This is a genomic window from Streptomyces sp. BBFR2 (genome assembly GCF_044497305.1).
In the GTDB taxonomy this organism is placed as follows: domain Bacteria; phylum Actinomycetota; class Actinomycetes; order Streptomycetales; family Streptomycetaceae; genus Streptomyces.
The window spans coordinates 3,659,388-3,682,286 of record NZ_CP172415.1; the positions used below are offsets into that span (position 1 = coordinate 3,659,388).

Sequence of the window (22,899 nt, forward strand, 5' to 3'; positions counted from 1 at the left end):
AGCGACGGGGTCGGGGGCGCCCGTTTCCGCGTAGGGCGGGCGGTGTCCGGAGAGCCGTCCCGACGGGCGTGCCGCTGCCCGTACGGCGGTGGGTCCGGGTCCGCGTACGGCGAGGGGCCGGGCCCCGTACGGGCGGGCCCGGCCCCTCGGGGTGCCTGCCTCAGAGGAAGTCGCCGGTCTCCAGAGTGAAGGAGAACGGCGCGGGCAGCGGCAGCGGTTTGCCGAAGGCCACGGAGTGGGACTCGCGGTAGTCGTCCCCCTCGGGGTCGCTGAACAGCGTGACCGTGGAGGTCTCGCGGTCGACGAGGAGGTGGAGGGGGAGGGCCGCGCGGGCGTAGCAGTGGCGTTCGGCGACGCGGTCCTGTTTCGCCTTGCTGCTGGTCACCTCGACCACCAGGGCGACGCCGGTGGGTGGCATCCAGGGTTCGGCGCCCCGGAAGAGGCGGAAGGCGCGCGGTGCAACCGTGGCGTCGGGGATGACGTGATTCCTGGTGCACCGCCCTCCGCTGGGCAGGACCAGGCCCTTGTTCCCCGAGACGTCCATCTCGGTCGCCGAGGACCGGAAGAGCTGCCGGGCCAGTGTGCTCAGGTAGTCCTCGTGATCCCCGTCGGTCGGCGGCGACACAACAATCTCCCCCTCGATGAACTCGGCGCGGAAACCGTGGGGGGTGTCCATGCCGAGGAAGAAGTCCAGGAGGGTCTGCTGGTCGGTCGCCGTCGGCTCGTATGCCATAGCCGTCATGCTGCACCTCCATCGCGTTCCGGGCCAGTGTCGGCGCCGGGCATGGGGTGCCATTGGCATATGCGGACGGTTCACCCGTAGGTGTGGCAGGGCACGGTCCGGGGAACCCGGGCGCCGTGCCCGCGCGGCAGTCCCGGACCGGCTGCCGTACGTGGGTTTCGACCGGCCCCGCTCTTTCCGCATTATTGAGCCGATCCCGCTCAACTTTCATCTTGAGTGAAGTAGACTCAACTTACTGGACGCCAACCAGGGCATGTACCGGACGCGTCATACGCCCCGTACGCGCCCGCCGCCGGGCGGACCGGCAGTACAGGACGAGAACGCCGAGCACGAGGAGGACCCCGCGACCGTGGACGCCGAGCTGACCAACAAGAGCCGGGAGGCGCTGAGCGCCGCCAACGAGCGGGCGATCACCGCCGGGCACGCGGACATGACCTCCGCCCATCTGCTGCTCGCGCTGCTGGCCGGGCCCGCCGACAGCAACGCCAACATCATCGACCTGCTGGCCGCCGTCGGCGCGGACGCCGCGGTGCTGCGCGGCGGCGCCGAACGCCGCCTGGCCGCCCTGCCCAGCGTGCAGGGCTCGACGGTCGCGCCGCCGCAGCCCGACCGTGAGCTGCTGGCCGTCCTCACCGACGCCGCCCGCCGCGCCAAGGAGCTGGGCGACGCCTACGTCTCCACCGAGCACCTGCTCATCGGCATCGCGGCCAAGGGCGGCGCCACCGGCGCCCTCCTCGACGAACAGGGCGCGTCCGCCAAGAAGCTGCTCGCCGCGTTCGAGGCGTCCCGGGGCGATCGCCGGGTCACCAACGCCGACCCGGAGGGCACGTACAAGGCGCTGGAGAAGTTCGGTACGGACTTCACCGCGGCGGCGCGCGAGGGCAAGCTCGACCCGGTCATCGGGCGGGACCACGAGATCCGCCGGGTGGTGCAGGTCCTCTCCCGCCGGACGAAGAACAACCCGGTGCTGATCGGCGAGCCCGGCGTCGGCAAGACCGCCGTCGTCGAGGGGCTGGCCCAGCGCATCGTCAAGGGCGACGTCCCCGAGTCGCTGCGGAACAAGCGGCTGGTCGCGCTGGACCTCGGCGCGATGGTCGCGGGCGCGAAGTACCGCGGTGAGTTCGAGGAGCGGCTGAAGACCGTCCTCGCGGAGATCAAGGCCAGCGACGGCCAGATCATCACCTTCATCGACGAGCTGCACACCGTCGTCGGCGCGGGCGCCGGCGGCGACTCCGCGATGGACGCCGGCAACATGCTCAAGCCGATGCTGGCCCGCGGTGAGCTGCGGATGGTCGGCGCGACCACGCTCGACGAGTACCGCGAGCGGATCGAGAAGGACCCGGCGCTGGAGCGCCGCTTCCAGCAGGTGCTGGTCGCCGAGCCGACCGTCGAGGACACCGTCGCGATCCTGCGCGGGCTCAAGGGACGCTACGAGGCGCACCACAAGGTCGCCATCGCCGACTCCGCGCTGGTCGCCGCCGCCACCCTCTCCGACCGCTACATCACCTCCCGCTTCCTGCCGGACAAGGCCATCGACCTCGTCGACGAGGCGGCGTCCCGGCTCCGGATGGAGATCGACTCCTCGCCCGTCGAGATCGACGAGCTCCAGCGGTCCGTGGACCGGCTGAAGATGGAGGAGCTGGCGCTGCGGAACGAGACCGACGCCGGTTCCGTCGCCCGGCTGGAGAAGCTCCGCCGCGACCTCGCCGACAAGGAGGAGGAGCTGCGCGGGCTGACCGCCCGCTGGGAGAAGGAGAAGCAGGGCCTCAACCGCGTCGGTGAGCTGAAGGAACGCCTCGACGACCTGCGCGGACAGGCCGAGCGGGCGCAGCGCGACGGCGACTTCGACACCGCCTCCAAGCTGCTCTACGGCGAGATCCCCGGCCTGGAGCAGGAGCTTGAGGCGGCCGCGGCGGCCGAGGCGGAGCAGGAGGCGTCCGCCGAGTCGATGGTGAAGGAGGAGGTCGGGCCGGACGACATCGCCGACGTCGTCGGGTCCTGGACGGGCATCCCCGCCGGCCGCCTCCTCGAAGGCGAGACGCAGAAGCTGCTGCGCATGGAGGACGAGCTGGGCAAGCGGCTCATCGGCCAGGGCGAGGCGGTGCGCGCCGTCTCCGACGCGGTGCGCCGCACCCGCGCCGGTATCGCCGACCCGGACCGGCCCACCGGCTCGTTCCTCTTCCTCGGCCCCACCGGCGTCGGCAAGACCGAGCTGGCGAAGGCGCTCGCCGACTTCCTCTTCGACGACGAGCGGGCCATGGTCCGGATCGACATGTCGGAGTACGGCGAGAAGCACTCCGTCGCCCGCCTCGTCGGCGCGCCTCCCGGCTACGTCGGCTACGAGGAGGGCGGCCAACTGACCGAGGCGGTCCGCCGCCGGCCGTACTCCGTGGTGCTGCTGGACGAGGTGGAGAAGGCCCACCACGAGGTCTTCGACGTGCTGCTCCAGGTCCTCGACGACGGCCGGCTCACCGACGGCCAGGGCCGTACCGTCGATTTCCGGAACACCATCCTCATCCTCACCTCCAACCTCGGCTCGAACTTCCTGATGGACCCGCTGCTCAAGGAGGACCAGAAGAAGGAGAAGGTGCTGGAGAGTGTCCGGGCGGCGTTCCGGCCGGAGTTCCTCAACCGCCTCGACGACCTCGTCGTCTTCCACCCGCTCGGCACCGACCAGCTCCAGCGGATCGCCCGCATCCAGATCGACCACCTCCAAAAGCGCCTCGCCGACCGCCGTCTCACCCTCGACGTCACCGACGCGGCCCTGACCTGGCTCGCCTGGCTGGGCCAGGAACCGGTCGTGGACGCCCCGGCGCCGGACTTCTCGTACGGTGCCCGGCCGCTGCGCCGCCTGGTGCAGACCGCCATCGGCGATCAGCTCGCGCGCGCCATCCTCGCGGGCGATGTGCTGGACGGCGACACCGTCCGGGTCGACGTCGACGGCGACCACCTCGCCGTGACGTCCGCCCCCGCCGCCGCCCGGGACTGACGCGCCGTGCCCCGCCCCGCCCGGGGTTGCCAGGACGGGGCGGGCATGGTGGAGGATGACGCAGACCATACGAAGGGAATTCCACGGTGAGCATCGACCCGTCCTCGATTCCGAATTTCGGGGGCCAGCCCGAACCGCAGCCGACCGGGCCTGAGGGTCCCGTCGTGCCCGACCAGGATCTGGTCAAGCAGCTCCTCGACCAGATGGAGCTGAAGTACGTCGTCGACGAGGAAGGTGACCTCGCCGCCCCGTGGGAGCAGTTCCGCACGTACTTCATGTTCCGCGGCGAGGAGGAGCAGCAGATCTTCTCCGTCCGCACCTTCTACGACCGCCCGCACGGCCTGGAGGACAAGGCCAAGCTGCTGGAGGCGATCGACGACTGGAACCGCCGCACCCTGTGGCCCAAGGCGTACACCCACACCCACGACGACGGCACCGTCCGGCTGATCGGTGAGGCGTCGATGCTGGTCGGCACCGGTGTCGCGCTCGAACACTTCGTGTCGAGCACCGTGAGCTGGGTCCGTGCCTCCATCGAGTTCGACAAGTGGGTCATCGAGCAGCTCGGCCTGGAGTCCGAGATCGACGACTCCGGCGACGGCAAGCCGGACGACGAGGGCTGACCCGCCCACGACGCCTGACGCGGGCCCCCGGAACGCTTCCGTTCCGGGGGCCCGCGTCATGTCCGGCAGGCGGCGAACATCCGCTTTTCCCTCCGTATGGAATCCGGTGCCCTTTCCGCCGCGTACCGCCGCACCATGGCGGGAACCGGATCTCCAACCCGCCGGTAGGCCCCGGATACACTCCCCTGCCATGCGTGAACGGACAGTGGATACCAGGTGGCGAATACGGGCGCCGCGGCAGGACCGGAGCAGATCGGGCGGCGCCGGCGGTGACCCGCACAGCCGTGATGTCCGCCGCTGATGGCGGCCCGCGGCAAAGCGACCGGTAACGGCGCGGCCCGCCACAAACAGGCGAGAGACCCCCGGGCCCACTGGCTCCTCCTCGCCCTGACCCTGCCCGTCCTCTTCGGGGCCCTGCTCTTCCAGGGCTGGACCGAGAACGAGGTCGACGGCTCCAAGACCAAACAGGACTGCACCCGCCCGGTGCCCGCCGCCGCGGCGGACGCCGGACCCGTCCTCACCGTCAACGGCGACACGGCGCGCTCCACCTCGATGCCCGCCGGCACCGTCGCCCTCACCTACGACGGCGGCCCGGACCCGTACTGGACGCCGAAACTGCTCGACCTGCTGAAGAAGCACCACGCGCACGCCACCTTCTTCCTCGAAGGGGCGGACGCCGCGCAGTACCCCGACCTCGTCCGGCGGATCCGGGCCGAGGGGCACGAGATCGGCTCCCACTCCTACACCGGCGCCGACCTCGGCAACGCCTCCGGGGTGCGCCGCGCCCTGGAGCTGCGCCTCACCCAGGGCGCGTTCGCCGGGGCGGGCGGTTTCCGCACGACGCTGCTGCGGATGCCGATGACCACCACGGTCGCCACCCTGTGCGGTCGCGAATGGCGGGCGGCCGAGCGCGCCTCCGCCCACGGCTACACGCTGGTCGCCGCGGACCACTCGGGCCGCGAGCCCGCCCGCGGTCTGGTGCGGCAGTTCAGCCTGACCTCCCTCGCCTACCGCGAGACCGGGCAACTGCTCGCCGACCCGGACGCCCGCCGCTTCACCACCATCTCGGCGGGGACCGGCGCCACCGAACCCGCCATGACCGAGGCGGGCGCCCCGCAGCGCTGGCTGGGCACCGCGCTGATCTGGTTCCAGCAGCTTGGCCGCGGCTCCGTCTCCACCCTGACCTGGGTGCTGACGATCGCCGCCGCACTCGGCCTGTTCCGGCTGGTGACGCTGGTGCTCTTCGCCCGCGCACACGTCAGACGGCTGGAGCGGGAACGGCCCGGCGCGCCCCGGCTGCGGCAGATCACCGACCCGGTGACCGTCCTCGTCCCCGCGTACAACGAGGAGGCGGGCATCGGCACCACCCTCCGCTCACTCCTCGCCTCCACCCACGAGCGGCTCCAGATCCTCGTCATCGACGACGGCTCCACCGACCGCACCGTGGAGATCGCGGAGGGGTACGCCGAGCGCGACCCGCGGGTGCGGGTGCTCTGCCAGCCCAACTCCGGCAAGGCCGCCGCCCTCAACCACGGCCTGGCGTACACCCGCTCCCCGTACGTCGTGATGGTCGACGCGGACACCGTCTTCGAGGCGGACGCGATCGAGCGGCTGATCCAGCCGCTGGCCCATCCGGCGGTCGGCGCGGTGAGCGGCAACACCAAGGTCGGCAACCGCACCCGCCTCCTGGGCCGCTGGCAGCACCTGGAGTACGTCTTCGGGTTCAACCTCGACCGCCGGATGTTCGAGGTCCTGGAGTGCATGCCGACGGTGCCCGGCGCCATCGGCGCGTTCCGGATCGACGCGCTCATGGGCGTCGGCGGTCTGAGCGAGGACACCCTCGCCGAGGACACCGACCTGACCATGGCGCTGTGGCGGGCCGGCTGGCGGGTGGTCTACGAGGAGAACGCCATCGCCTGGACCGAGGTGCCCACCACGCTGCGGCAGCTTTGGCGCCAGCGCTACCGCTGGTGCTACGGCACCCTCCAGGCGATGTGGAAGCACCGCCGCGCGGTCCGGGAGGTCGGCCACGCCGGCCGCTTCGGGCGCCGCGGGCTGTCGTATCTCCTGCTCTTCCAGGTACTGCTGCCGTTGCTCGCGCCCGTCATCGACGTCTTCATGCTCTACAGCGTGCTGTTCACGGACAGCCCGGTGAAGTCGGTCGTGACGTGGTTCGGGTTCCTGGCGGTGCAGATCGCCGTGGCGGCGTACGCGCTGCGGCTGGACGGGGAGTCCCGGCGTCCGCTGTGGGCGCTCCCCTTCCAACTGCTGGTCTACCGGCAGCTGATGTACCTCGTGGTCCTCCAGTCGGTGGTCGCCTTCGTGACCGGCAGCCGGCTGAAGTGGCAGCGCATGCACCGCTCCGGTACGGCCGCCGCGGCGGCCCAGCACATCGGCGGCCCCCACGACCGCCGCAGTCTGACCGTTACGAGGTGACGACCCTGTATCCCCCCACATCCCCCACATCCCCCACATCCCCTACGGACCCACCACCCCCCGCCGACCCCCACCTGCCTCCCGCCGGATACGACCGGTGGCCTGCGACCCCCCACTTCGCAGGGCACCAGGAGTACGGCCAGGAGCACGGCCGGGGACACGGCGCAACGTACGGCCCGGGGTACGCCCCCGCCGCCGACCCCCTGTCCGCCCCGTTCCCGACCGGGACCGGGTACCTCCCACAGCCCGTGGCGCCCCACCGCCCCGGCAGCTACGCCCGCGAACCGCTGACGGCGTACGCGCCCGACCCCGGCGGCCCCGCCGCCGGCGCCTGGCCACCGCACGCCCCGGACCCCGTGGGGTACGCGCCCGAACCACTGGTGCCGTACGCCCCGGAGCATCCGGCGCCCGCCATGGGCGAGGTGGTGCCGTACGGCCCGGAGCCCGGCGGGTACGCGCCGGAGCCGGTGGCGCCGCACGACGCCGAGGTCGCCGGGGTGCCCGAGCCGCACCCGCTGGACCCGGCGGACGCGGAGGCGGTGCTGCCGGACGCGCCGCCGGTCGGGCTGCCCCGGCGCGGGCGCCGCCCGTCCCGGCGCCGCCGGACCCGCGTGGGTCGCGCCGTCCGGGCCTGCTGCGCCCTGCTCGTCCTGGTGCTGGGCGGCAGCGCCGGGGCGTACGCCTGGGCGGACTCCCGGCTGGACGACCGGCTCGACCTGTCCGCGCTGCCCGGCCGGCCCGCGCCCGGCAAGGGCACCAACTATCTGATCGTCGGCTCCGACAGCCGCGCCGGACTCACCGCACGGCAGGCCGAGGAGATGCACACCGGCTCCGGCGCGGAGGGCCGCCGCACCGACTCGATGATGGTGCTCCACACCGGCGCCCACGGCACCACGATCACCAGCCTGCCGCGCGACTCCTGGGTGGTGATCCCCGCCTACGTCGACCCGCGCACCGGCATCCACCACCGGGCCGCCCGCAACAAGCTCAACGCGGCGTTCTCGCTGGGCGGGCCCGAACTCCTCGTCCGCACCATCGAGTCCAACACCGGACTCCGGGTCGATCACTACACCGAGATCGGCTTCGCCGGGTTCGTCGGCATCGTGGACGCGGTCGGCGGGGTGCGGATGTGCGTGGACCGCCATGTGGTCGACGAGAAGTCCGGGCTCGACCTCACGCGCGGCTGCCACACCCTCTCCGGCCGCCAGGCGCTGGCCTTCGTACGCCAGCGCCACCAGGAGAAGCAGGGCGACCTCGGGCGCTCCCGCAACCAGCGGAAGTTTCTGGCCGCCCTCGCCGCGAAGGCGGCCTCCCGGGACGTCCTGCTCAATCCGTCCGCCCTCATCGGCACCGCCGGCGCGGGCCTGAGCACCCTGATCGTGGATTCCGCCACCGGGCTGCCCCGGCTGACCCGCCTCTTCGAGGCGCTGCACGAAGCGTCCTCCGGCCGCGGCAAGCAGCTCAACGTGCCCATCTCCGGCTTCGGCGTCGGCACGAAGAAGGGCAGCGTCGTCGTCTGGGACAAGGCGAAGTCCCGCCGCCTCTTCGCCGAACTCCGCGCGGACCGCCCGGTCACGGTCACCGGCTGAACCACACCTGACGGGGCGCGCCCACGCGCCCCGTCAGGCGGCCGGGCCATCAGCCCGTCAACCCCTTGAGCCGGACCACGGCCTCTTCGAGCACCTCGGTCTTCTTGCAGAAGGCGAACCGGATGAAAGGCGCCCCCTGGTCCCGGTGGTCGTAGAAGACCGCGTTGGGGACGGCGACGACGCCGGCGCGTTCGGGCAGTGTCCGGCAGAAGGCGTGGCCGTCGGTGTGGCCCAGCGGCCGGACGTCGGCGGTGACGAAGTACGTGCCCTGTGGCGGGTAGACCGCGAACCCGGCCGCGCGCAGCCCGTCGGAGAGCAGATCGCGCTTGGCGCGCAGATCCTCCAGGAGCCCGGTGTAGTAGCTGTCCGGCAGTGCCAGCGCCTCGGCCAGCGCGTGCTGGAACGGCCCGGCCGAGGAGAAGGTGAGGAACTGCTTCGCGGCGCGGACCGCGGCCACCAGCTCGGGTGCGGCGGTGACCCAGCCGACCTTCCAGCCGGTGAACGAGAACGTCTTGCCCGCCGAACTGATCGTCACCGTCCGCTCCCGCATCCCGGGGAACGACGCGATCGGCACATGCGCGCCCTCGAAGACCAGATGCTCGTAGACCTCGTCGGTGACGACCAGCAGGTCCCGCTCACAGGCGAGCCGGGCGATCTCGGCCAGCTCCTCGCGGGTCAGCACGGTCCCGGTGGGGTTGTGCGGGGAGTTGAGCATGATGAGCCGGGTGCGGTCGGTGACCGCGCCGCGCAGCTCGTCCAGATCGAGGGCGTACGTCCCGGACTCCGGCCGCGGGCGCAGCGTCACCGGCACCCGCCGGCCACCGGCCAGCGCGACGCACGCGGCGTACGAGTCGTAGTACGGCTCCAGGGCGATGACCTCGTCGCCGGGCTCCACCAGCGCGAGCAGCGCGGCGGCGATCGCCTCGGTGGCACCGGTGGTGACCAGGACCTCGGTGTCGGGGTCGTAGCTCAGGCCGAGGTGGCCGTAGAAGCGCTCCTGGTGGGCGGCGATCGCGGTGCGCAGTTCGGGGACGCCGGGGGCGGGCGGGTACTGGTTGCCGCGGCCGTCGCGCAGGGCGCGCACCGCGGCCTCGCGGACCTCCTCCGGGCCGTCGGTGTCGGGGAAGCCCTGGCCGAGGTTGATCGCGCCGGTCCGCGTGGCGAGCGCGGACATCTCGGCGAAGATCGTCGTACCGAATTCGGCCAGGCGGCGGTTGAGCAGCGGTCGGTCCATGCGCGCCATCCTCCGCCGAACCTCTGGTCTTCCTCAACTGCGCTTTGAGTCAGCGAGGCGGGGGCATCAGCCCCGGCACGGAGGGATCACCGGTGCGCGGCGACGCGTCCGCGGGGCTCCCGCTCGGGGGAACGGAAAGGGGTGCGGGCGGATGGGTGTGGCGCTTTTCCTGCTGATCGTGGTGGCGGTGGTGGGCATCGTGTCCGCCGCGTCCCGTGGCTCCGGCCGGGGCCGGAGCCGGTCGGGAAGCTGGTGGGTCGCGGGCGGGGACTCCGGCTCCGGCCATCTCGGCAGCCATCACGGACATCATGGACATCACGGCTGCGGCGGAGGCGGCCACCACGGCTGCGGCGGCGGTTCCTCCTGCGGTGGCGGTGGCGGTTCGTCCTGCGGCGGCGGCTCGTCCTGAGACGGCTCCCGGGCGGGGCGCTCGGCCCGGGGCGCGGAGCCGTCGCACGGGGCACCGGCGTGCGCCGGGGTGTGTCCCGGGGAGCGCCGGGCGGCCCGGTGGTGGCGGCGTAGGCGGTGTGACTCCCGTCCGCCCGCCGGGCGGCGTCCGTCCCGTATGTCCGCGTACGGGCCGTGGCCACCGTCTTCGTCCCGGGCCGCCGTACCGCCGTGGCGCGCGCCTTGTCGTGGCGGCCCGTTCAACAGGTCAAGACCCCTTGTGTGCTTGGCGGTTGAACAAATGATCTGATGGGCCCTCTGAGGGATGGAAACCCGGTGAAGACGGGAAATTCCGCTGTGGGGGCCGGGCATTCGTGGTTCCCTCTTCAGTGAGAATCCCCCAGTTCTCATCCCGCGTGGGCGCGAGCCGGCAGACAGATTCCCTGACGTTTTCCGGGGCGGGCCGGCCCACCCATCCACTGCGTGCTTGCGGAGCCGACCCATGCTCACGACCCTGACAACGGCCTATACCGATACCCGTGCATCAGATCTTGCCTGGGCGCTCGGCAGGGAGCCCCTGCCCGCCCTGGCTGTGCTCGATCTCCAACTCAACGACGCCCAGGTCCAGTTGAGGCTTCTGGGGGCCTCTCATCAAGTACTGCTGGAAGAGGAGCGCGGTGCGTGCTCCGAGACCGTCGCCTGTATGCCGGGCAGCAGTACCCCGCTCCCTCTGGGCGTGGCCAAGCGCCTGGGGGACTGGGAGTACGAATTCGCCGCCCATGTCGAGACGCTGTCGCGCGGCTCGTTCGCCGGGCGCGCCCAGGAATTGCTCGCGCTGGTCTCCGAGCATCCGCACGGCCTGGCCGGGACGTTCCCCGGCTCGCCGCACGCCTTCACCGCGATGCTCGCCCAGCGCCGTCACGGCGAGGTGTGCTGGCGGACCTGGCACTCCTACCCCCAGGAAGGGCGCCTGGTCACCACTCGTACGAGAGTGGGTGTACGGATCCCCGCGCCGGTGTGAGCCGGGCGGGCTCGGGGGCGGCGGGGCGCGGGGCCGGGGTGTGCCCGGCGGCAGGGGGCGCGGCGCTGGGAGGTGAGGGGCCCGCGCGCGGCGGCGGGCGGGCGCCCCCTGTGCACCACAATCATCCAACTCCCGTGTGTAGCACGCTTACTGCACTCTTGTGGGTGACGAATGCGCACGGAATCGTCACGTAGCGTTCATTTCATGATCGATCCGCAGGAGCCCGTTCCAATCACCCCCTTCGGGCCACCGGAGGTCCTGCGCCCGGCGCGGCTGCCGGTACGGTCCGGGCCCGGCCGGCTGCTCGTCCTCGCCGCGGTCTTCGTCTGCGCCGCCTGCGGCCTGGTCTACGAACTCGAACTGGTCGCCCTGGCCTCCTACTTGACCGGCGATTCGGTCACCCAGTCCTCCGTCGTGCTGTCGGTGATGGTCTTCGCGATGGGCATCGGGGCGCTGCTCGCGAAGCGGCTGCGCTGCCGGGCGGCGGTCGGCTTCGGCGTGATCGAGGCGGGGCTCGCACTGGTCGGCGGCTGTTCGGCGATGGCGTTGTACGCCTGCTTCGCGTGGTGCGGCCAGTCCCGCCCCGCGCTCGTCGGCTTCTCGCTGGTCATCGGGGTGCTCACCGGTGCCGAGGTGCCGCTGCTGATGACGCTGATCCAGCGGGTGCGGCAGCAGGACGCGGGCGGCGCGGTCGCCGATCTCTTCGCCGCCGACTACGTGGGCGCCCTCGTCGGCGGGCTGGCGTTCCCGTTCCTGCTGCTGCCGGTGCTCGGTCAGCTCACCGGGGCGCTCGTCACCGGCTCGGTCAACGCGGTCGCGGGCGGCGCGCTGGTCCTGTGGCTCTTCCGCCGCGATCTGACCCGGCGCGCCCGCCGCCGCCTGCTGGCCGTCAACGCGCTGGTGCTGGTGCTGCTCGCGGTGGCCGTCCTGCTGGTCGCCCCGTTCGAGCGTGCCGCCCGGCACGCGGTGTACGGCTCCGCCGCCCGGGTCGTGGTGCAGACCGGCGTCCAGGAAGTCGTGATGACCGGCGGTGCGGGACACGGGAGGAAAGGTTCCGGCGGGCCGCTCGCGCTCTACCTGGACGGCCGGCTGGAGGTCAGCGCGGACAACGAGTTCCGCTACCACCGGGCCCTGGTGCACCCCGCCCTCGCCGGCGGGCCGCACGGCCGCGTCGTGGTCCTCGGCGGCGGCGACGGGCTGGCCGTCCGCGAGGTGCTGCGCCACCGCGCGGTCCGCTCGGTCACCGTCGTCGAACTCGACCCCGGCATGTCCCGCCTGGCGCGCACCGACCCCGGGCTGGCCGCGCTCAACCACCACGCCCTGGACGATCCGCGCGTCCACCTCGTCACCGCCGACGCCTTCGACTGGCTGCGCGCGGCGAGCGCCCGCTGCGGACGCCGGTGCCGCGGCCCGTACGACGTCATCGTCTCCGACCTGCCGGACCCCCGGGCGACCGCCGGGACGAAGCTCTACTCCCAGGAGTTCTACGGTCTGGTGGCGCGGCTGCTGGCGCCGGACGGGCGGTTCGCGGTGCATGCCGGGGCGCCGGGGGAGCGGCCCCGGGAGTTCTGGACGGTCGAGGCGACGCTGCGGGCGGCGGGGCTGGCGACGGTGGCGTACCGCTCCCCCGGGCAGGGCGGCACGGGCACGCTCCCGGGGGCGGACCCGGGGGCGGCCGGCTCCGGGGACTGGGGCTTCATCCTGGCCGGGCACCGCGCCGGCGCGCTCGATGTGGCGGCGCCCGCGCCCCGGCGTCCGGCCGGGGTCCGCGCCGCCCTGCGCGACGGGGCGCGGGCGCTGTCCCGCGCCCGGATCGACGGGCTGCCGCCGTCGACGCTGATGCATCCGCGCTACGGCTGACTTCCGGCGCGGCGGACGCCCGGGCGTCCGCACCGGTACGGGCCCCGGGGCCGCCGGGCGGGCCGGGCCACAACGCCGCGGACACCCGCTGACGGCTCCCCGCGGCGGTGGCAAAGGAATTAGGCTCCCAGCCATGGAGCACGAGATGTACGTTCCGTTCCCCGTCAAGGCCGTCCGGCGGGCGCTCGGCGAGGCGCCGCGGGTCGCGCGCTGCGTGCCCGGCGCCCAGCTCGACGCCGAGGCCGACCCGGCCCGCCCCGAGGGGCGGCTGCGGCTGCGCGTCGGCGGCTCCACCATCACCTACCGGGGCACGCTGACGGTCACGTCCCCGGGGGAGGCGGGCGCGGACGCCACCGTCGAGGCGCGGGGCACGGAGGCGCGCGGTGCCGGGACCGTCGCCGTCACCCTGTCCGTACGGCTGGCGCCCGCCGAGTCCGGTACGGCGCTGACCTGCTCCGGCACGGTGCGCAGCGAGGGGCGGCTCGCCGAGGCCGGGGCCCAGCAGGCGCTGACCGCGGGCCGCCGCCTCCTCGACCGCTTCGCCGACCACCTCGCCGCCGATCTGGCCCGCCACCCGGTGGCGGACACCGGTGCGCCGGACGCGCCCGGTGACGCCGGGACGTCCGCCCCCGCCTCCGGGGCGGGCGCCGAGGGGCCCGGGACCACCGGGCCGGACGCCTCCGGGGACGAGGGCTCCGGGGCCGCCGCCCCCGGGGCCGGCCCGTCCGAGGGCGACCGTCCGCACGGCGGCATCTTCGACGCGGAGGTCCCGCCGTCCTCGCTCGCCCGGGAGCCGGACGACGGGCCCGACGCGGACGACGAGGCGTTCCCCGGGGCCGGCCCCGACGGTGTCGTCGACGGGGAGAACTACGACGGGCAGACGTACGACGGGCAGCACTTCGACGACGACGAGGACGCGGTGCCCGCCGAGGCGGCGCACGCGCGGCGCACGATGATCGGCCGCAGCGCCGAGGAGGTCGACCACGCCCCGCCGCGCGGCCGGTACGCGCCGGTGCCCGCGCCGGAGACCCGTTCCGCCTCCGCGGCGCTGCGCTGGGCGGCGCCGGCCGCCGCCGTGGCGCTGGCGGGCGCGGTCGTCGTCGGCCGGGCGCTGCGCCGCCGCCGCTGAGCGCGGGGCCGGTCCCCGGAGGGCGGCCGTTCCGCGGCGAACACGGGGGCATCGCCTAGGGTCGGGCGGGTGAGTACGGACAACACCTCCCAGGCGCGGCGGACCGTCGTACGGCTGACCGCGGGCGACGCCGAGGTCGACATCGAGCCGGACAACGGCTGCCGCCTCTCCGGTCTGCGCACCGGCGGCACCGAACTGCTGCGGCAGGGCGCGAAGTACGGCTGTTTCCCGATGGTCCCGTGGTGCGGGCGGATCGACCACGGGGAGTTCCGCAACGGCGCCGAGCTGCACCGGATGCCGGTCAACTCCCCGCCGCACGCCATCCACGGCACCGGCCGTGACCTGCGCTGGCGCACCGTCCGCCGGAGCGAGAGGGCCGCCGCCTTCACCTACGACCTCACCGACCCGGCCGCTCCCTGGCCCTACCCCGGCACCGTCACGCAGCTCGTGGAGCTGGCGGAGGACGGCCGGTCGCTCACCCTGACGCTGGGGGTGGAGGCGACGGCCGACTCGTTCCCCGCGCAGGCGGGCTGGCACCCGTGGTTCGTACGGCGGCTCGACGGCGGCGGCGCGCCCGTGGAGCTGTCCTTCGACGCGGCGTGGCAGGAGGAGCGCGGCGACGACCATCTGCCGACCGGCCGCCGGATCGATCCGCGGCCCGGCCCTTGGGACGACTGCTTCGGCATGCCGCAGGGCGTCGCCGCGACGGTGACCTGGCCCGGCCGTCTGGAGCTGACCGTCGCCAGCCGCGCCGAGTGGGTCGTGGTCTACGACGAGCAGGAGGCGGCGGTCTGCGTCGAGCCGCAGTCCGGCCCGCCCAACGGCCTCAACACCCTGCCGCGGCTGGTCACCCCGATCGATCCGCTGGAGGTCTCCACCACGTTCAGTTGGCGCCCGCTCGGCTGACCGGCGCGAATCCCCTGGTACCGGCCCAATTAAGCTCGTGGCCATGACCGAGGACGTACGCGGCGCGCTGCTGCAGCAGATCAAGGACAAGGCCGTGGTGCACGGCAAGGTGACGCTCTCCTCCGGCAAGGAGGCCGATTACTACATCGACCTCCGCCGGATCACCCTGGACGGTGCGGCATCGCCGCTGGTCGGGCAGGTGATGCTGGACCTGACCGCGGAGCTGGAGTACGACGCGGTCGGCGGTCTGACGCTGGGCGCCGACCCCGTCGCCGCCTCGATGCTGCACGCCGCCGCCGCGCGCGGCCGCCGTCTGGACGCGTTCGTCGTCCGCAAGGCGCAGAAGACCCACGGCATGCAGCGCCGCATCGAGGGCCCGGACATCAAGGGCCGCCGGGTGCTCGTCGTCGAGGACACCTCGACCACCGGTGGTTCGCCGCTGACCGCGGTGGAGGCGGCGCGAGAGGCGGGCGCCGAGGTCGTCGCGGTCGCCACGATCGTCGACCGCGGTGCCGCCGACGCCATCGCCGGGGCCGGTCTGCCGTACCTCACCGGCTACCGCCTCGGTGACCTCGGACTGGCCTGATCCAGGGCCGCCCGGCCCGCCGCGCGCGGCGGGGAAACAGCGGGTGGCGTCGGTCCTTCCGTACGCCACCGCGCTGACCAGTGTTTTTCTTCGGGGGTCGGCTGTTTCACGTGAAACAGCCGGCCTTCGGTGTGTCCGGCCCGGCAGGCGCCGCGGAGTGATCCGGGGCGTCTGGGAAGATGAGGGCGGCGCGGTCGTCGCCCCCAGGTCAGGGCCTAAACGCATACCCGTACTTCACAAGGAGCGGACAGATGCCCATCGCAACTCCCGAGATCTACAACGAGATGCTCGACCGGGCGAAGGCGGGCAAGTTCGCCTACCCCGCCATCAACGTGACCTCGACGCAGACGCTGCACGCGGCGCTGCGCGGTTTCGCCGAAGCGGAGAGCGACGGCATCATCCAGATCTCCACCGGCGGTGCGGAGTTCCTGGGCGGCCAGTACAGCAAGGACATGGTCACCGGCGCGGTGGCGCTCGCCGAGTTCGCGCACGTCGTGGCCGGGAAGTACGGCGTCAACGTCGCGCTCCACACCGACCACTGCCCCAAGGACAAGCTGGACGGCTACGTCCGTCCGCTGATCGACATCTCCGCGGAGCGGGTCGCCAAGGGGCAGAACCCGCTGTTCCAGTCCCACATGTGGGACGGCTCGGCCGAGACGCTCGCCGACAACCTCGCCATCGGCCAGGAGCTGCTGGCCAAGGCCGCCGCCGCCAAGATCATCCTTGAGGTCGAGATCACCCCGACCGGCGGCGAGGAGGACGGCGTCACCCACGAGATCAACGACGAGCTGTACACCACCGTCGACGACGCGCTGCGCACCGCCGAGGCGCTGGGCCTGGGCGAGAAGGGCCGCTACCTGCTGGCCGCCTCCTTCGGCAACGTCCACGGCGTCTACAAGCCGGGCAACGTCGTGCTCCGCCCGGAGCTGCTCAAGGACCTCCAGGAGGGCGTCAGCGCCAAGTACGGCAAGCCGGCCGGTTCGCAGCCGTTCGACTTCGTCTTCCACGGCGGCTCCGGCTCCACCGAGGAGGAGATCACCACCGCGCTGGAGAACGGCGTCGTCAAGATGAACCTCGACACCGACACCCAGTACGCGTTCAGCCGCCCGATCGCGGACCACATGTTCCGCAACTACGACGGCGTCCTGAAGGTCGACGGCGAGGTCGGCAACAAGAAGGTCTACGACCCCCGTAGCTGGGGCAAGCTCGCCGAGGCCGGTATGGCGAAGCGGGTCACCGAGGCGTGCGCCAACCTGCGTTCCACGGGCACCACGCTCCAGAAGTGAGCTGACACCGCTCCTGCGAGGGCCCCGCACCCGGGTGGTGCGGGGCCCTCGTGTGTGCGCCCGGCGGGAATCCGCCGCCGGTGGTGGGCATGCTCGCCGTATGACGATGCCGAGTCCGTCCGGGGGCGTCCGCCTGGCCTCACCGCAGGGCCGATGGGTGCTGCTGACCGCTGTCCTGGGGTCAGGAATGGCGATGCTCGACAGCACGGTGGTGAACGTCGCGCTGCCCCGCATCGGCGACGATCTCCACGCCGACCTGGGCGTTCTCCAGTGGACGATCACCGCGTACATGCTCACGCTCGCCTCGCTGATCCTGCTGGGCGGGGCGCTGGGGGACCGCTACGGGCGGCGGCGGGTGTTCCTCGTCGGGGTGGTGTGGTTCGCGGTGGCGTCGCTGCTGTGCGGGCTGGCGCCGACGTCGGGGGTGCTGATCGCCGCGCGGGCGCTCCAGGGCATCGGCGGGGCGCTCCTCACGCCGGGCTCGCTGGCGTTGATCCAGGCGGTGTTCCGGCCGGACGACCGGGCGCGGGCGGTCGGCGCCTGGTCCGGCCTCGGCGGGGTGGCCACGGCGATCGGCCCGTTCGTCGGCGGCTGGCTGGTGGACGGCGCGGGCTGGCGCTGGGTCTTCTTCCTCAACGTGCCGCTGGCCGCGGTCTGCGTCCCCGTCGCGCTGCGGTACGTACCGGAGACCCGGGAGCGGGCGGCGGCGCGCGGCGGGTTCGACGTGGCGGGCGCGGCGTTGGGGGCGCTGGCGCTCGCCGGGGTGACGTACGCGCTGATCGCGGCGCCGGGGCGGGGGCTGTCGGCGGGGGTGGTGGTGCCGGGCGTCGCGGGGCTGCTGCTGGGCGTGGCGTTCGTCGTGGTGGAGCGGCGGCGGGCGGCGCCGATGCTGCCGCCGGAGCTGTTCGCGATCCGGCAGTTCAGCGCGGTCAACGCGGTGACGGTGTGCGTCTACGCGGCGTTCGGCGGGTTCTTCTTCCTGTCGGTGGTGCAGCTCCAGGTGGTGGCCGGGTACTCGGCGCTGGCGGCGGGCACGGCGCTGCTGCCGACGACGGTGCTGATGCTGCTGCTCTCCGCCCGCTCGGGCGAGCTGGGGCAGCGCGTCGGGCCGCGTATCCCGCTGACCGTGGGCCCGCTGCTGTGCGCGGTGGGGATGCTGCTGATGACGCGGGTGGGCGCCGGGGCGTCGTACGTGGCGGATGTGCTTCCGGCGCTGGTGGTGCTGGGGGCGGGGATGGTGACGCTGGTCGCGCCGCTGACCGCGACGGTGCTGGCCTCGGTCGACGTGGACCGCGCCGGGCTGGCCAGCGGGATCAACAACGCGGCGGCGCGGGCGGCGGGCCTGGTGGCCGTCGCGGCGCTGCCGCTGCTGGCCGGGATGGGCCCGCAGGCGTACCGCTCGGCCGACGCGTTCGAGGCGGCGTTCCGCCGGGCGATGCCGTGGTGCGCCGGGGTGCTGCTGGCCGGCGCGGTGATCGCGTGCGTGGCGGTACGGACTCTCCCGGCGGTGGCGGAGGAGCCGGAGGAAGCCGCGGCGCCGGGAGTGGCCGGGGCGGCGGAAGCGGCCGGGGTGGCGGAGGCGGTGGCTCCCGGGGCGGCCGGGGGAGCGGCGGCGGTGGCCGGTCCCGGGGCCGGGCACGGCGCGCCGTGCCACCCGGAGTGCACGTACCACTGCGGGGTGGGGGCACCGCCGCTCGACCCGGGGGACGCGGCGGTGGAGCCGCCGGCGGGCGCGGGAGCGCCGCCGGGCTCCGGCGTCGCGCCCGGTCCCGGCGCGGAGGCGTCCGGCCCGGCAGGCCCGCCCGGCCCGTCAGCGCTGCCAGGCCGGTCAGGTCCGGAGCGGACGGGGCCGGAGGGCGGCGGGGCGACGTAGGGCACCTGGCAGGACGGGCCGGGTCACCCGGATCGGCCGAGCCGTTCGGACTGGCCGAGCCATCCGGACTGGCCGAGCCATCCGGACTGGCCGAGCCGTTCGGACTGGCCGAGCCACCGGGACCGGCCGCGTCTGCTCGGTCGGGCCGCACCTGCTCGGACCGGCCGAGCCACCCGGAGGGGCCGAGCCACCCGGAGGGGCCGAGCCACCCGGAGGGGCCGAGCCACCCGGAGGGGCCGAGCCACCCGGAGGGGCCGAGCCACCCGGAGGGGCCGAGCCACCCGGAGGGGCCGAGCCACCCGGAGGGGCCGAGCCACCCGGAGGGGCCGAGCCACCCGGAGGGGCCGAGCCACCCGGACTGGCCGCGTCTGCCTGGTCCGGCCGCACCTGCTCGGACCGGCCGCGCCGTCCGGCCGGCCGTCCCTGCCTGGTCCGGCCGCGTGCCCAGGCCCGGGTTCGCGGCCCGAAGGCCGTGACCGGAACGCGGATGGCCGTCCCCGGGCGCGGCGAGCGACCGCGCCCGTACGCACCCCGGGCACGTGCCCCCGCGCCCGCTCCTTTCCGGCCACGAGCCCGCCCCCTCTCCGTCCCGCTCTCCGGGCCGTGGCCGGGCCGCCTCCGTGACCAGGCAGACTTGAGGCATGGCCATTCACGAGAACCTTCTGGGGGGACCGCCCCCGACCCATCTGCCCGACGACCCGGGCCCGCGCGAGCTGCTCGCCGCCGGTACGGCACCCGCCGATGTCGCGGCGAAGTACCCGACCTCCTCGCTGGCCTGGGCACAGCTCGCCGACGACGCGTTCCAGGGCGGCCGGACCGTCGAGTCGTACGCGTACGCCAGGACCGGCTACCACCGCGGGCTGGACGCGCTGCGGCGGGCGGGCTGGAAGGGCCACGGCCCGGTGCCGTTCGAGCACGAGCCGAACCGCGGGTTCCTGCGGGCGCTGCACGCGCTGGCCCGCGCCGCCCACGCGATCGGCGAGGACGCGGAGTACGAGCGCTGCACCACCTTCCTGCGCGACTCCTCCCCCACCGCGGCGGACACTCTCTCCTGACCCCACCCGGAGGCCGGCCGTGCGGACGGCCGGCCTCCGGGCGCGCCCGCGCCGCCGTGGGCCGCCCGTGCGGTCGGCTCTTGCGCCACCCGCGACCAGCACCGATGATGCGAGTGGGGCGGCCGAACCGTCCCGAGGGGACCGGGGCTCCCGAGCCGATCAGGAAGGGGCGGACCGCTACCCGGAGTTCGCAGCCTGAGGAGTCCCTCATGTCGCACCCTTCGCCGTCCGCGCACAGCTCGCCCGCCGCCCCCGGCGACGCGCCGCTCGCCCCGGATCTCACCATCGGCGCCGCCACCACCACCCCGTACGAGGACTACGTCCACGCCGACGTCCTCACCCACCTCCAGCACCCGCTCTCCGACGATCCCGGCGAGATGGTGTTCCTGGTGACCACCCAGGTGATGGAGTTGTGGTTCACCGTCATCGTCCACGAGTGGCAGACCGCCTGTGAGGCGCTGCGCCGCGACGATCTGCCGGTCGCGCTGGACGCGCTGAAGCGCTCCACCCACGAGCTGACGGCGCTGAACGCCGCCTGGCAGCCGCTGGCCCGGCTGACCCCGGCGCAGTTCAACGCCTACCGCGGGGCGCTGGGCGAGGGTTCCGGGTTCCAGTCCGCGATGTACCGGCGGCTGGAGTTCCTGCTCGGTGAGAAGTCCGCGTCGATGCTGGTGCCGCACCGCGGCGCGCCGCGCGAGCACGCCGAGCTGGCGAAGGCGCTGCACGAGCCGAGCCTGTGGGACGAGGTGCTGCGGCTGCTGGCCCGCCGCGGCCACGCGGTGCCCGACGCCGTCCTGGAACGCGATCCGGCCGAACGGTACGAGCCGGATCCGGCGGTCGAGGCGGTCTGGGCCGGGATCTACGCCGGGGAGCAGGACACCGACCTCGTCGCCCTGGGGGAGGCGCTGACCGACGTCGCCGAGCTGGTCTGGCGGTGGCGCAACGATCATTTGGTCGCGACCCGGCGGGCGATGGGCGCCAAGATGGGTACCGGCGGTTCCGCGGGCGTGGCCTGGTTGGAGAAGCGGGCCCGCAAGAATGTCTTCCCCGAGCTCTGGACGGCACGCAGCCATGTCTGATCACCGCGAGAACCACGAGCCCCACACGCCCCGCGACCACCGTGCGGAGGCCGCCACCCTCGACGCCTCCGACCCGCTGGCCGCCGTACGGGACCGCTTCGTCCTCGACGACACCGTCTACCTCGACGGCAACTCCCTGGGCGCGCTGCCCCGCTCCGTCCCCGACAAGGTCGCCGACGCCGTCGCCCGGCAGTGGGGCGAGATGCGCATCCGGTCCTGGACCGAGGGCGGCTGGTGGGAGGCGCCGCAGCGGGTCGGCGACCGCATCGCCCCGCTCATCGGCGCCGCCCCCGGACGGGTCGTCGTCGGTGACTCCACCAGCGTCAACGTCTTCAAGGCGGTCGTCGCGGGCGTCCGGATGGCCGGTCCCGGCTGTACGGAGATCCTGGTCGACGCGACGACGTTCCCCACCGACGGCTACATCGCCCGTTCGGCGGCGCGGATGACAGGCCTGGCGGTGCGCCCGGTGGAGCCCGCGCGGATCGCCGACGAGGTCACCGAACGGACCGCGCTGGCGCTGGTCAACCACGTCGACTACCGCACCGGACGCCTCCACGACCTGCCCGGTATCACCGCCGCGCTGCACTCCGCGGGCGCGCTGGCGGTCTGGGACCTCTGCCACAGCGCGGGCGCGCTGCCGGTGGGGCTGGACGCGCACGGCGTCGACCTCGCGGTGGGCTGTACGTACAAGTACCTCAACGGCGGGCCCGGTTCGCCCGCGTACCTCTACATCCGCGAGAGCCTCCAGGAGCGGTTCGACTCCCCGCTGCCGGGCTGGAACTCGCACGCCGAACCGTTCGGGATGACGTCGGGTTACGAACCGGCCGACGGCATCGTCCGTGGCCGCGTGGGCACCCCCGACATCCTCTCGCTGCTCGCCCTGGAGGCGGCGCTCGACGCCTGGGACGGCGTCACCATCGAGGCCGTACGGACCAAGAGCCTGGCGCTGAGCGACTTCTTCCTCGACTGCGTCGCCGCGTACGTACCGCCCGGCGAGGTCCGCTCGGTGACGCCGTACGAGCACGCGCGGCGCGGCAGTCAGGTGTCGCTGGAGTGCGCCGGGGCGGGCGAGGTGATGGCGGAGCTGATCCGGCGCGGCGTGGTCGGCGACTTCCGCGAACCGGACGTGCTGCGCTTCGGGCTCACCCCGCTGTACACCTCCTTCACCGACGTGGACCGCGCCGCCCGGATCCTGGGCGAGGTGCTGCGGGAGCGGGCGGCCAAGTCCGGCGCGGAAGCGGACGGCGGCGCGGACGGTCCCGGTCCGGCGGCCGGGTCCGGCGATTTCGGGCCCGGCGCGCCCACCGCGTGAGCGTTCCCGACGAGGAGGCGGCGCTGCTGGGGCTCGCCCCGGTGGCGCCGCACCGCTCGCTGACGTACGGGCCCCATCCTGACCAGCGCGTCGATCTGTACGACCCGGCGCCCGGCACGGTCCGCGGTCCGCACGTCGTCCTCGTGCACGGCGGGTTCTGGCGCGCCGCCTACGACCGGACGCATCTCTCCCCGGCCGCCGCCGCGCTGGCCGGTCAGGGGCTGCCGGTCGCCCTCGTCGAGTACCGCAGGGTCGGCGCGGGCGGCGGCGGGGAGCGCACCTTCGGCGATGTGGCGGCGGCGGTCGCGGCGGCCACCGGGGCGTGGTGGGCGGACGGCGCGCCGCCGGACGGCCTCGTGCCTGTGCTCGCCGGGCATTCGGCGGGCGGGCAGTTGGCGTTGCTGACGGCGGCGCGGGCGGCCGGGCCGACCGGGCGGGTGGTCGCGGTCGCGCCGGTCGCGGATCTCGCGGCGGCGCACCGGCTCGGGCTGAGCGATCACGCCGTCGCCGCCCTGCTCGGCGACGGTCCCGGCTTCGCGGCGCGTCTCGCCGCCGCCGACCCCGTACGCCACCCACCGGTGGGCGCCTCGGTCACGCTGCTGCACGGCACGGACGACCCGGAGGTGCCGCCGCGGCTCTCGCGGAGCTTCGCCGCCGCCGCGCGGGCCGCCGGGGTGCCGGTGGCGCTGCGGGAGCTGGCCGGGGTGGGGCACTACGCACCGTTCGTCCCGTCCACCGCGGCGTTCCGCACCCTCCTGGAGGAACTGCGCGGGCCCGGTCCGCACACCGCGTAGT

Annotated in this window: 18 protein-coding genes; 16 read left to right on the forward strand and 2 right to left on the reverse strand. The window is 73.9% G+C overall.

What is annotated here, in order from left to right:
• Positions 1-160: 160 nt before the first annotated feature.
• Positions 161-733, reverse strand: coding sequence for a Uma2 family endonuclease (locus ACGH2B_RS14580; RefSeq protein WP_399096999.1), 573 nt, complete (start codon positions 731-733; stop codon positions 161-163).
• Between the two features lie 358 nt (positions 734-1,091).
• Between ACGH2B_RS14580 and clpB the strand changes: the two genes are divergently transcribed.
• The 4 genes from clpB (at position 1,092) to ACGH2B_RS14600 (ending at position 8,376) form a co-directional block, all read left to right on the forward strand.
• The gene (gene clpB, locus ACGH2B_RS14585) at positions 1,092-3,731 is read left to right on the forward strand and encodes an ATP-dependent chaperone ClpB (RefSeq protein ID WP_399097002.1); all 2,640 of its coding nucleotides are present in this window, start codon (positions 1,092-1,094) and stop codon (positions 3,729-3,731) included.
• Positions 3,732-3,817: 86 nt separating this feature from the next.
• The gene (locus tag ACGH2B_RS14590) at positions 3,818-4,351 is read left to right on the forward strand and encodes a YbjN domain-containing protein (RefSeq protein ID WP_399088780.1); all 534 of its coding nucleotides are present in this window, start codon (positions 3,818-3,820) and stop codon (positions 4,349-4,351) included.
• Positions 4,352-4,651: 300 nt separating this feature from the next.
• Entirely contained in the window at positions 4,652-6,787 is a 2,136-nt protein-coding gene (locus ACGH2B_RS14595) for a bifunctional polysaccharide deacetylase/glycosyltransferase family 2 protein (RefSeq protein ID WP_399088782.1), read from the forward strand.
• Positions 6,788-7,035: 248 nt separating this feature from the next.
• A complete protein-coding gene (locus ACGH2B_RS14600; protein ID WP_399088784.1) occupies positions 7,036-8,376 on the forward strand; it encodes an LCP family protein in 1,341 nt (446 codons plus the stop codon).
• Between the two features lie 49 nt (positions 8,377-8,425).
• Here ACGH2B_RS14600 and ACGH2B_RS14605 read toward each other — a convergent pair whose 3' ends face one another.
• On the reverse strand, positions 8,426-9,610 hold the full coding sequence (locus tag ACGH2B_RS14605; RefSeq protein WP_399088786.1) for a pyridoxal phosphate-dependent aminotransferase: 1,185 nt from the start codon (positions 9,608-9,610) through the stop codon (positions 8,426-8,428).
• A 151-nt stretch (positions 9,611-9,761) separates the two neighbouring features.
• Here ACGH2B_RS14605 and ACGH2B_RS14610 point away from each other — a divergent pair, with 151 nt between their 5' ends.
• The 12 genes from ACGH2B_RS14610 to ACGH2B_RS14665 all read left to right on the forward strand — a co-directional run bounded on the left by ACGH2B_RS14610 (position 9,762) and on the right by ACGH2B_RS14665 (position 22,898).
• Entirely contained in the window at positions 9,762-10,019 is a 258-nt protein-coding gene (locus ACGH2B_RS14610; protein WP_399088788.1) for a hypothetical protein, read from the forward strand.
• Between the two features lie 480 nt (positions 10,020-10,499).
• Positions 10,500-11,018, forward strand: a complete 519-nt coding sequence (locus ACGH2B_RS14615; protein WP_399088790.1) for a DUF2617 family protein — start codon at positions 10,500-10,502, stop codon at positions 11,016-11,018.
• A gap of 204 nt (positions 11,019-11,222) precedes the next feature.
• The gene (locus tag ACGH2B_RS14620) at positions 11,223-12,878 is read left to right on the forward strand and encodes a polyamine aminopropyltransferase (RefSeq protein ID WP_399088792.1); all 1,656 of its coding nucleotides are present in this window, start codon (positions 11,223-11,225) and stop codon (positions 12,876-12,878) included.
• 133 nt (positions 12,879-13,011) lie between these two features.
• A complete protein-coding gene (locus ACGH2B_RS14625; protein WP_399088794.1) occupies positions 13,012-14,007 on the forward strand; it encodes an SRPBCC domain-containing protein in 996 nt (331 codons plus the stop codon).
• 69 nt (positions 14,008-14,076) lie between these two features.
• Positions 14,077-14,913, forward strand: coding sequence for an aldose 1-epimerase (locus ACGH2B_RS14630; protein WP_399088796.1), 837 nt, complete (start codon positions 14,077-14,079; stop codon positions 14,911-14,913).
• A gap of 43 nt (positions 14,914-14,956) precedes the next feature.
• The gene (gene pyrE / locus ACGH2B_RS14635) at positions 14,957-15,499 is read left to right on the forward strand and encodes an orotate phosphoribosyltransferase (protein WP_399088798.1); all 543 of its coding nucleotides are present in this window, start codon (positions 14,957-14,959) and stop codon (positions 15,497-15,499) included.
• A gap of 251 nt (positions 15,500-15,750) precedes the next feature.
• Positions 15,751-16,785, forward strand: coding sequence for a class II fructose-bisphosphate aldolase (fbaA, locus tag ACGH2B_RS14640; RefSeq protein ID WP_399088800.1), 1,035 nt, complete (start codon positions 15,751-15,753; stop codon positions 16,783-16,785).
• Positions 16,786-16,885: 100 nt separating this feature from the next.
• Positions 16,886-18,658 (forward strand): MFS transporter, encoded by a 1,773-nt coding sequence (locus tag ACGH2B_RS14645; RefSeq protein WP_399088802.1) that lies wholly within the window; start codon positions 16,886-16,888, stop codon positions 18,656-18,658.
• 641 nt (positions 18,659-19,299) lie between these two features.
• Positions 19,300-19,713 carry a DUF3151 domain-containing protein gene (locus ACGH2B_RS14650; protein WP_399088804.1) on the forward strand — a complete coding sequence of 138 codons (414 nt, stop codon included), beginning with the start codon at positions 19,300-19,302 and terminating at the stop codon, positions 19,711-19,713.
• Between the two features lie 209 nt (positions 19,714-19,922).
• Complete coding sequence (locus ACGH2B_RS14655) at positions 19,923-20,792, forward strand: tryptophan 2,3-dioxygenase family protein (RefSeq protein WP_399088806.1); 870 nt, start codon at positions 19,923-19,925, stop codon at positions 20,790-20,792.
• Positions 20,785-22,104, forward strand: coding sequence for a kynureninase (gene kynU / locus ACGH2B_RS14660; RefSeq protein ID WP_399088808.1), 1,320 nt, complete (start codon positions 20,785-20,787; stop codon positions 22,102-22,104). Before ACGH2B_RS14655 ends, kynU begins: the two co-directional genes overlap by 8 nt.
• Positions 22,101-22,898: an alpha/beta hydrolase family protein gene (locus ACGH2B_RS14665; RefSeq protein WP_399088810.1), complete on the forward strand. Its 798-nt coding sequence runs from the start codon at positions 22,101-22,103 to the stop codon at positions 22,896-22,898. The genes kynU and ACGH2B_RS14665 overlap by 4 nt, the downstream gene beginning before the upstream one ends.
• The last annotated feature ends 1 nt before the right edge of the window (position 22,899 follow it).

Excerpts from the sequence above, each read along its gene's own strand:
- ACGH2B_RS14580 (WP_399096999.1), bottom strand. The coding sequence starts at position 733 with ATGGCATACGAGCCGACGGCGACCGACCAGCAGACCCTCCTGGACTTC.
- ACGH2B_RS14595 (WP_399088782.1), top strand. The coding sequence starts at position 4,652 with ATGGCGGCCCGCGGCAAAGCGACCGGTAACGGCGCGGCCCGCCACAAA.
- ACGH2B_RS14605 (WP_399088786.1), bottom strand. The coding sequence starts at position 9,610 with ATGGACCGACCGCTGCTCAACCGCCGCCTGGCCGAATTCGGTACGACG.
- ACGH2B_RS14610 (WP_399088788.1), top strand. The coding sequence starts at position 9,762 with ATGGGTGTGGCGCTTTTCCTGCTGATCGTGGTGGCGGTGGTGGGCATC.
- ACGH2B_RS14615 (WP_399088790.1), top strand. The coding sequence starts at position 10,500 with ATGCTCACGACCCTGACAACGGCCTATACCGATACCCGTGCATCAGAT.
- ACGH2B_RS14620 (WP_399088792.1), top strand. The coding sequence starts at position 11,223 with ATGATCGATCCGCAGGAGCCCGTTCCAATCACCCCCTTCGGGCCACCG.
- ACGH2B_RS14625 (WP_399088794.1), top strand. The coding sequence starts at position 13,012 with ATGGAGCACGAGATGTACGTTCCGTTCCCCGTCAAGGCCGTCCGGCGG.
- pyrE (WP_399088798.1), top strand. The coding sequence starts at position 14,957 with ATGACCGAGGACGTACGCGGCGCGCTGCTGCAGCAGATCAAGGACAAG.
- fbaA (WP_399088800.1), top strand. The coding sequence starts at position 15,751 with ATGCCCATCGCAACTCCCGAGATCTACAACGAGATGCTCGACCGGGCG.
- ACGH2B_RS14645 (WP_399088802.1), top strand. The coding sequence starts at position 16,886 with ATGACGATGCCGAGTCCGTCCGGGGGCGTCCGCCTGGCCTCACCGCAG.
- ACGH2B_RS14650 (WP_399088804.1), top strand. The coding sequence starts at position 19,300 with ATGGCCATTCACGAGAACCTTCTGGGGGGACCGCCCCCGACCCATCTG.
- ACGH2B_RS14655 (WP_399088806.1), top strand. The coding sequence starts at position 19,923 with ATGTCGCACCCTTCGCCGTCCGCGCACAGCTCGCCCGCCGCCCCCGGC.
- kynU (WP_399088808.1), top strand. The coding sequence starts at position 20,785 with ATGTCTGATCACCGCGAGAACCACGAGCCCCACACGCCCCGCGACCAC.